The organism is Pseudoxanthomonas sp. LjRoot204_2 (assembly GCF_056175765.1).
Window position 1 is genome coordinate 1 of the sequence record NZ_JBGFFG010000157.1, and the last position, 7,352, is coordinate 7,352.

Annotated in this window: 4 protein-coding genes, 1 other RNA gene and 1 pseudogene; 5 read left to right on the plus strand and 1 reads right to left on the minus strand. The window is 68.7% G+C overall.

Annotated elements, in window-relative coordinates:
* A pseudogene (locus tag AC04L7_RS09110) lies at positions 1–1,072 on the minus strand (penicillin-binding protein activator); the annotation flags it as partial.
* Positions 1,073–1,288: 216 nt separating this feature from the next.
* Between AC04L7_RS09110 and rsmI the strand changes: the two are divergent.
* The 5 genes from rsmI to rnpB form a co-directional block, all read left to right on the plus strand.
* Positions 1,289–2,128, plus strand: a complete 840-nt coding sequence (gene rsmI / locus AC04L7_RS09115; protein WP_436000148.1) for a 16S rRNA (cytidine(1402)-2'-O)-methyltransferase — start codon at positions 1,289–1,291, stop codon at positions 2,126–2,128.
* Positions 2,125–3,930 (plus strand): DUF885 domain-containing protein, encoded by a 1,806-nt coding sequence (locus AC04L7_RS09120; protein WP_475512867.1) that lies wholly within the window; start codon positions 2,125–2,127, stop codon positions 3,928–3,930. Before rsmI ends, AC04L7_RS09120 begins: the two co-directional genes overlap by 4 nt.
* 103 nt (positions 3,931–4,033) lie before the next feature.
* On the plus strand, positions 4,034–5,815 hold the full coding sequence (locus tag AC04L7_RS09125) for a DUF885 domain-containing protein (RefSeq protein WP_475512868.1): 1,782 nt from the start codon (positions 4,034–4,036) through the stop codon (positions 5,813–5,815).
* Positions 5,816–5,874: 59 nt separating this feature from the next.
* Positions 5,875–7,086, plus strand: a complete 1,212-nt coding sequence (gene chrA / locus AC04L7_RS09130; RefSeq protein ID WP_475512869.1) for a chromate efflux transporter — start codon at positions 5,875–5,877, stop codon at positions 7,084–7,086.
* A gap of 32 nt (positions 7,087–7,118) precedes the next feature.
* Positions 7,119–7,352: RNase P RNA component class A (rnpB, locus tag AC04L7_RS09135), an RNA gene on the plus strand; the annotation flags it as partial.

The following is a 7,352-nucleotide window of genomic DNA, read 5'->3' on the forward strand; positions in this document are numbered from 1 at the left end:
CGGCAGGACCGCGTGCGGTCGGGACGCGCTCTCCGGTGACGCTGGCGGCAGGCAGGGCCGGCACGCCGCGCGAGGTCCAGGCTTCGGTCGGGAAGGCGATGCCATCGAGCGCCATGTCTTCTTCCGGCTTGCCCGTCCCCGAGGTGAGCTGCGACGTCCCCACGCGCGTCTTGCCGCCCAGGCCGGCCAGGGCCAGTTGCGGCGTCAGCGCGCGGGCCGTGCTGCCGCGCACGGCCAGGAACACGGCATCGGCGCCTTCCTGCGACGCGGTGGCCAGCGCGGCCGACAGATCACCCGGTACGTCCTGCACGCGGACCACGCGGGTGACCTTGCCGCCGCGCTCGGCGAAGCGCGTGGCGAAGGCCTGCGATGCACGACGGCCATTGTCGTCGCTGCCCTCGATGACCAGCGCCGCGCGGCGCTCGCGTGCGAACAGGTACTCGGCGGCCGCGATCCCGTCGTCTTCGGGCGCCAGCGAGAAGCCGGCATTGCCTTCCGGCACGCTCACGGTGCCGCGGTTGAGCACCAGCAGCGGGGTGGCGAGCTGGGGCTGCTGGAACAGCGCGCTCACTTCGTCCCGACCCAGCGGGCCGACCACGAAGTCCGCGCCCTCGGCGGTCGCGCGCGCATACGCCGCGGTCGCGCCCGCGGCGGTGCCGGTGGTGTCGTAGAACTGGATGTCGGGGCGACGGCGGCGCTCACCGTAATAGCCGGCCAGCAGGCCATCGCGCACGGGCGCAGCGGCCGTGGCGAGGTTGCCGGACAGGGGCAACAGCACGGCCAGCTTCACCGGCGGGCGGTATCCGTCCGCCTCGGCGGGCGGACGGTTGCCGGCGTCGAAGCGCCACTGGGCGCCACGATCGAACGGGCGCGGCAGCGGCAGTCCGCGGCGCTGCAACGCGCGGCCGGCGAAGTTGTAGAGCGGATCGCCCACCGGCAGGGCCGCGGCGTCGCGGGTGAGGGTGGCGTCGTCGAGCGTGGCGAGCAGGCGGTCGATTTCGCGTGCGTTGTCGCTGCGCGCCTGACCGGTGAGGGCGCCGTCCTGGCGCGCCAGCGTGGCGGCGTTGGCGAACGCGGGGGCGAAGCGTGCGGACGATGTGACGGGGCTCGTGCCCGGCGTGGTCGCGCAACTGGCGAGCAGGGCGACCAGCAGCAATGCCGCCAGGGCCCGGGCGGGACGGAGGCGTGCGGAAAGCGTGCGTGCGACAGGCAGGTCCAAGGGCATCGTCGATGTTCAGGCAGGGGAACCGGGCTACGATTCTACCCCCAGCCACCGAGCCCCACTGGAATGCCTGCCGGAACCCTGTTCATCGTCGCCACCCCGATCGGCAACCTCGGCGACCTGACGCCCCGGGCACTGGAGACGCTGCGAAACGTGGCGGCGATCTGCGCCGAGGACACACGCCGCAGCGGCCAGCTGATGTCGCACTTCGGCGTGTCCACGCCGCTGGTGGCCCTGCATGAACACAATGAGGACGCACTGGCCCTGCGCGTGGTCGAACGCCTGCTGGCCGGCGACTCCCTCGCGCTGGTGAGCGACGCCGGCACGCCGCTGGTCAGCGACCCCGGGTTCCGTGTGGTCCGCGCAGCGCGCGCGGCGGGCATCAAGGTCAGTCCGCTGCCGGGCGCCTGCGCGGCCATCGCCGCCTTGAGCGTGGCCGGATTGCCGAGCGACCGCTTCGCGTTCGAAGGCTTCCTGCCGGCCAAGGCGTCCGCGCGACGCGAGCAGCTGCAGCGCCTTTCAGGTGAAGCCCGCACGCTGGTGTTCTACGAGTCTTCGCACCGCATCGCGGAGTCGCTGGCGGACATGCGCGCCGCGTTCGGCGACGACCGTCCCGCGGTGCTGGCGCGCGAACTGACCAAGCTGTTTGAAACCGTCCTCGACGGCACCCTGGCCGAGCTGCAGGCGAAGGTCGACGCCGACGACAACCAGCGCAAGGGCGAGTTTGTCGTCATGGTGCAGGGCGCGCCGGACGACGAGACGGCGCAGCTCGCAGAGGGTCGTCGCGTCTACGCGCTGCTCAACGCCCACCTGCCGCCGTCGGCAGCCGCCAAGCTCGCTGCCGAGATCACCGGCGCGCCGAGGAAGGCGTTGTATGGCGGCCTGGTCTCGAAGGAAAAGGAATGAAGATGAGAATGCGTGAACGGCTCAAGGCCGCCGTCGCGACGCTGGTCATGGTGGCGGYATCGCCCGCGGCGATCGCGTCGACCCCGCCGGACGCCCGTGAGCGGTTCCGCCAGCTGGTGGCGGAGAGCCAGAAGGCCGATGACACGCTGCATCCCCTGCGTCTCGCCGAGCGCGGCCTGCCCCCGACCGGGGCCGTTTTCGTCGACCCCCAGAGCGAGGCCTTCGCCCTGCAGCTGGCGACGAACAAGCGTGCCGAACTGTCGGGCCTGGCCGGCATAGACCGCGCCTCACTGGCCGAGAAGGACCAGATCGCCTACGACGCGTTCCGCTACCAGGCCGAGCAGGCGCTCGGCGACATCGACAGCGGCATCCATGCGATACGCAACCTGGTGCCGCTGAACGCCTCCTTCGGCCTGCACGTCGAGTTCCCCGACTATCTGTCGGGCGTCCGCTTCAAGACGGTCGAAGACTACGAAAGGGGGCTGGCCCAGCTGGAAGGCTTCGTCGGGTACATGGACAGCACGGTCGATCGCCTGGAGCAGGGAATGGCCCGGGGCTACCACCAGCCCAAGGTGGTGGTGAACAACATCCTGGCGCAGGTCGAAGCCTTCCTGAAGCTGACGGTCGAGGAGAATCCCTTCTACTCCCCGGTGACGCGTTTCCCTGACGCCATCGGGACCGCGGACCGCACCCGCCTGGAGGCCGCGTATCGCCAGGCCATCGAAGGTCGCGCCGCACCGGCCTACGCGCGCTGGCGCACGTTCCTGCGCGAACGCTATCTGCCGGGCGCCACCGAGGGCGCCGGCCTGTGGGCGATGAAGGACGGCGAGCGGGTCTATGCGTCCCTGCTGGTCCAGCACACCACCACGAAGATGAGCGCGCAGCAGATCCACCAGTTGGGTGTGGCGGAAGTGGCCAGGATCCGCGCCGCGATGGAACAGGCGCGCCAGGCGACGGGCTTCGACGGCGACCTGCCGGCCTTCTTCGAACACGTCCGTACCGGGCCCGAGTTCTACTATTCCAAACCGGAAGACCTCATCGACCACTTCGAACGCATCGAAAAAAAGGTCTGGGAGCGGATGCCTGAACTGTTCTCGCGTCGTCCGCGTGCCGAATTCGAGCTGCGTCCGCTGCCGGCGCTGGGCGACCAGCGGGGCACGGGCTACTACCGCGCCGGTCCGCCGGACGCGTCGGAGCCCGGCGTCCTGTTCTTCAACATGGCCATGTTGAACACGCGTCCCATCCCGACCCTGGAGACCTTGCAGCTGCACGAAGGCGTGCCGGGCCACCACTACCAGATCTCACTGGTCCAGGAGGACGAGAGCCTGCCGGACCTGCTGCGTTTCGGGCAGGTGCCCGCCACCGCCTATACCGAGGGCTGGGGCCTGTATGCCGAATCCCTGGGGCAGGAACTGGGCATGTTCACCGACCCCTACCAATGGTTCGGCCACCTGGACATGGAAATGCTGCGCGCCGTGCGCCTGGTGGTCGACACCGGTCTCCATGCCATGCACTGGGACCGTCAACGCGCGATCGACTACATGCTGGCCAACACCTCCATGGCCCCGCGCGACGTGGCGGTGGAGATCGATCGCTACATCACCAATCCGGGCCAGGCCTGCGCCTACAAGGTGGGTGAACTGAAGTTGCAGGAACTCCGGCGGCGTGCGACCGAACGCCTGGGTGCGGATTTCGACATCCGGCGTTTCCACGACCAGGTGCTGGACACCGGTGCCCTGCCGCTGGACGTGCTGGAAGCCAAAATCGACCGCTGGCTGATGTCGAGCGGGGCCGCGCATTAGGCCTTGGGTATGCGTCCTGTTCGGAGAGATTGCATGGTCTCGTTCTGCGTTCCGGCCTCCCGGCACTCGAGGCTCGGGACGCCTTGCTTTGGAGGTGCACCTGATGCGTCGTCGTGAACTGCTGGTCGGCGCCGCGGCGCTCGGCCTGACGTGGCCCCTGGCCGCGCGCATGGCCGGTTCGAAGCCTGTCGCCGACACGACGGGGAATGCGCCCGCCGAGGACGTCCGCCTGGCGGACCTGCTGCAACGCCATGCCCAGGCCCTCAAGGCAGAGGAGGGTGGACCGGACCGCCTGGCCGACTATTCGCTGGCCGCTCGCGCGCGTCATCGGCAGGCGACGGCGCTGCGTCTGGACGAACTGAAAGGGATCGACCGCGCCGCACTTTCGGCCGCCGCGGCCCTGGACTACGACACTGCCCGCTTCGTTTACGAGGCCATGGCGGACCAGTACGGGCGCTACGGATTTTCGGACCTCAACCTGCGCCCTAGCCCCTATGTCGTCAGCCAGATGAACGGTGCCTATTTCTGGCTGCCGGACAGTATCGGCGGGCGCTCACCCATGAAGGATGCGGCGGATGCCGACCGCTATCTGGACAGGCTGGGCCAGTTCGCCGCGGCCCTGGACCAGGAAACCGAACAGGTCCGCCACGACGCGGGCCTGGGTGTCATCCCCCCGGATTTCATCCTGGCCAAGGCCCTGAAGCAGCTCGCGACCTTGCGCGATGYCGCGCCGAGCGGCAATCCATTGACGACGTCGGCACTCGCGCGTGCGCGCGACGCCGGGATCGCCGATCTGGACCGTCGCGCCTCGGCGATCCTGGTTGGGCGTATCGTGCCTGCCCTGCAACGCCAGAGCGACGCGCTCGCAGCCTTGATGCCCCGCGCCGATGATCGTGCAGGCGTGTGGGCCAAGCCGGACGGCGAGGCTTACTACGCCTCGGCGCTGCGTTCCAACACCACCGCCCGCTACGCGCCAGGCGAGCTGCATCGACTCGGCCTGACGTGGGTGGAGGAACTGTCGACCGAGATCGATCAGCTGCTGCGCGCCGAGGGTCTGACCGGGGGATCGGTGGGTGAGCGCATGGCCGCCCTCGATCGCGATCCGCGCTTCCTCAAGCCGGACACGGACGCGGGACGCCAGGCGATCATCGACTACGCCAGTGCACACCTTGATCGGATCAGGGGCCTGCTGCCACGGGGGTTCCGCGTGATTCCGGATCGACCGGTCGAAGTGCAGCGCATCTCGCCCGCGATCCAGGACGGCGCGCCAGGCGCGTTCTACAGCGCCAGCAGCGATCCCGCCCAGCCCTCGACCATCTTCCTCAACCTGCGCTCGGTCGCGGAGAGCGCGCTGTGGCGCATCCCGACGCTGCTGCATCACGAAGGCATACCCGGTCACCATTTCCAGGACAGTGTGCTGCGCGAGGCGGGTGGACTGTCGCTGTTCCGGCGCACGGTGCGCTTTTCGGCGTGGACCGAGGGCTGGGCCCTGTATGCCGAACAACTGGCGGATGAGATCGGTGCATTCGAAGGCGATCCGTTCGGGCGAATCGGCTACCTGCAGGGCCAGTTGTTCCGTGCCTGCCGTGTCGTCGTCGACACCGGCATCCACCACGCGCGCTGGACCCGCCAGCAGGCCATCGACTGGATGGTGGCCAACGCCGGCGAACATCGCGATGCCGCCGAGCGCGAGATCGACCGCTATTGCGTCTACCCGGGGCAGGCCTGCAGCTTCATGGTCGGCAAGCAGCAGATTCTGGCGACGCGCGAGAAGGCCCGGCAGCGCCTGGGCACGCGGTTCGACACGCGCGCCTACAACGACTTCATCCTGGCGTCCGGGCCGCTTCCCATGGATGTCCTCGATGGGGCAGCGGCGCTCGCGTGAATCATGCCGGTGTCGAGGAAGGCGCGGGAAATGGGTGAGGGATGATGCTCATGCGAGGGATGACTGCGCGGGAGCCGCGACAGCACGCCACTGCCTGGCGGGTATTCCGCGTATTCCTTCGGCTTGGGCTGGTTTCATTCGGCGGCCCCATCGCCCATCTCGGCTATTTTCGCGATGAGTTCGTGGCCCGACGCCAGTGGCTGACGGACGGTGCGTACGCCGAGCTGGTCGCGCTCTGCCAGTTCCTGCCCGGTCCGGCCAGCAGCCAGGTGGGCATGGCCATTGGCTTGTCGCAGGCAGGCATCCGCGGCGCCGTCGCGGCGTGGTGCGGGTTCACCTTGCCGTCCGCGGTGTTGATGGTGCTGTTCGCGCTTGGACTCGTGCATTGGGGCAGCGCATTGCCCGCCGAATCGCTGCACGGTTTGAAGTGGGTCGCGGTCGCCGTGGTGGCGCAGGCCGTATGGGCGATGGGGCGTTTGTTCTGCATCGATGCACCGCGCGTGCTGATGGCGGTGGCAACGACGCTGGTCGTGGTGTGTTGGCCACACGCAGGGGTGCAGTGGCTGTTGATCGCGGCGGGTGCCATGACGGGTCTGGTGTTGCGACGTGCGCCCGATGCGGCCGAAGCCGGGGGCATGACGGTGCTGCTGTCCGCGCGTACCGGCGTGGCGATGCTGGTGGCGTTCTTGATCCTGCTGTTGCTGCTGCCGTTGGTGGCGCGGTATTCCATGGCGCCGGCCGTGCAGGTATTCGATGCGTTCTACCGCACCGGTGCGCTGGTTTTCGGTGGCGGCCACGTGGTGCTGCCATTGCTGCAGGCGGAAGTAGTGGCGCCTGGCTGGATCGGTGCGGATGATTTCCTTGCCGGTTACGGGTTCGCCCAGGCGCTGCCCGGGCCATTGTTCGCGTTCTCCGCTTTCCTGGGGACTGCCATGTCCGCCGGGCCGGGTGGCTGGCTGGGCGCGACGGTGTGCCTGCTTGCGATTTTCCTGCCTTCCTTCCTGCTGATCGTGGGTGTGTTGCCCTTCTGGTCGCGCGTACGCCGACAGCGAGGCGTGCAGGCCGCAGTGGCCGGGGTCAATGCGGTGGTGGTTGGACTGTTGCTGGCCGCACTCTACGACCCGCTATGGACCACGGCCGTGCGTGACTGGCGCGACGTGGCGTGGATTGCGGTGGGCGTGGGGATGCTGATGTGGGCGAAGCTACCGCCATGGTTGATGGTGCTGTTGCTGGGCTTCGGCGGTGCCGCATCCGCCTGGCTGTCGGGTTAGCGGCATGGCCGTTGTGCGACAATGCGCGCGGCGGAGTCGGCCAGACAGTCGCGTCATTGGAAACAATGCCGAGGAAAGTCCGGGCTCCACAGGGCACGGTGCCAGGTAACGCCTGGGCGGCGCGAGCCGACGGAAAGTGCAACAGAAAGATACCGCCGATGGCTCTTCGGAGATCAGGCAAGGGTGAAATGGTGCGGTAAGAGCGCACCGCGAGTCCGGCAACGGACCGGCACGGCAAACCCCACCGGGAGCAAGACCAAATAGGG